General features: G+C 54.1%; 1 rRNA gene. It reads left to right on the top strand.

Going from position 1 to position 1,702, the window contains the following annotated elements:
- Positions 1-147: 147 nt before the first annotated feature.
- Positions 148-1,687 (top strand): 16S ribosomal RNA (locus FO268_RS22685).
- The last annotated feature ends 15 nt before the right edge of the window (positions 1,688-1,702 follow it).

Raw genomic sequence — 1,702 nt, 5'->3', positions numbered from 1 at the left:
CCCGAACGCTCTTTAAAAAGTTGACCAAGTAATTCGTGTGGGCGCTGGCCGAGGTATTTCGGATACGAAATATCAGGACAGTGACTCGTCGAAAATTGAGTTTTGTCTTGAGCAAGAATAGAGAATCTTCGGATTCTTGTATGATTTAAACTGAAGAGTTTGATCATGGCTCAGATTGAACGCTGGCGGCAGGCTTAACACATGCAAGTCGAGCGGTAACAGGGGGTGCTTGCACCCCGCTGACGAGCGGCGGACGGGTGAGTAATACATAGGAATCTGCCCAGTAGTGGGGGATAGCCCGGGGAAACCCGGATTAATACCGCATACGCCCTACGGGGGAAAGCAGGGGATCTTCGGACCTTGCGCTATTGGATGAGCCTATGTCGGATTAGCTAGTTGGTAGGGTAAAGGCCTACCAAGGCGACGATCCGTAGCTGGTCTGAGAGGATGATCAGCCACATCGGGACTGAGACACGGCCCGAACTCCTACGGGAGGCAGCAGTGGGGAATATTGGACAATGGGGGCAACCCTGATCCAGCCATGCCGCGTGTGTGAAGAAGGCTTTCGGGTTGTAAAGCACTTTCAGTGAGGAGGAAAACCTTACGACTAATACTCGTGAGGCTTGACGTTACTCACAGAAGAAGCACCGGCTAACTCCGTGCCAGCAGCCGCGGTAATACGGAGGGTGCAAGCGTTAATCGGAATTACTGGGCGTAAAGCGCGCGTAGGTGGTTTGATAAGCGAGATGTGAAAGCCCCGGGCTCAACCTGGGAACGGCATTTCGAACTGTCAGGCTAGAGTATGGTAGAGGAGTGTGGAATTTCCTGTGTAGCGGTGAAATGCGTAGATATAGGAAGGAACACCAGTGGCGAAGGCGGCACTCTGGACCAATACTGACACTGAGGTGCGAAAGCGTGGGGAGCAAACAGGATTAGATACCCTGGTAGTCCACGCTGTAAACGATGTCTACTAGCCGTTGGGACTCTTGAAGTCTTAGTGGCGCAGCTAACGCACTAAGTAGACCGCCTGGGGAGTACGGCCGCAAGGTTAAAACTCAAATGAATTGACGGGGGCCCGCACAAGCGGTGGAGCATGTGGTTTAATTCGACGCAACGCGAAGAACCTTACCTGGCCTTGACATGCTGAGAACTTTCCAGAGATGGATTGGTGCCTTCGGGAACTCAGACACAGGTGCTGCATGGCCGTCGTCAGCTCGTGTCGTGAGATGTTGGGTTAAGTCCCGTAACGAGCGCAACCCCTATCCCTAGTTGCTAGCAGTTCGGCTGAGAACTCTAGGGAGACTGCCGGTGACAAACCGGAGGAAGGTGGGGATGACGTCAGGTCATCATGGCCCTTACGGCCAGGGCTACACACGTGCTACAATGGCGCGCACAGAGGGCTGCAAACCCGCGAGGGGGAGCCAATCTCACAAAACGCGTCGTAGTCCGGATCGGAGTCTGCAACTCGACTCCGTGAAGTCGGAATCGCTAGTAATCGTGAATCAGAATGTCACGGTGAATACGTTCCCGGGCCTTGTACACACCGCCCGTCACACCATGGGAGTGGATTGCACCAGAAGTGGTTAGTCTAACCTTCGGGAGGACGATCACCACGGTGTGGTTCATGACTGGGGTGAAGTCGTAACAAGGTAGCCGTAGGGGAACCTGCGGCTGGATCACCTCCTTAAACGAAGCCGAACGC

Source organism: Marinobacter denitrificans (genome assembly GCF_008795955.1).
Taxonomy (GTDB): Bacteria; Pseudomonadota; Gammaproteobacteria; order Pseudomonadales; family Oleiphilaceae; genus Marinobacter; species Marinobacter denitrificans.
Note: the sequence above shows the minus strand (reverse complement) of the source record. Positions and strands in the feature narration are given on the sequence as shown.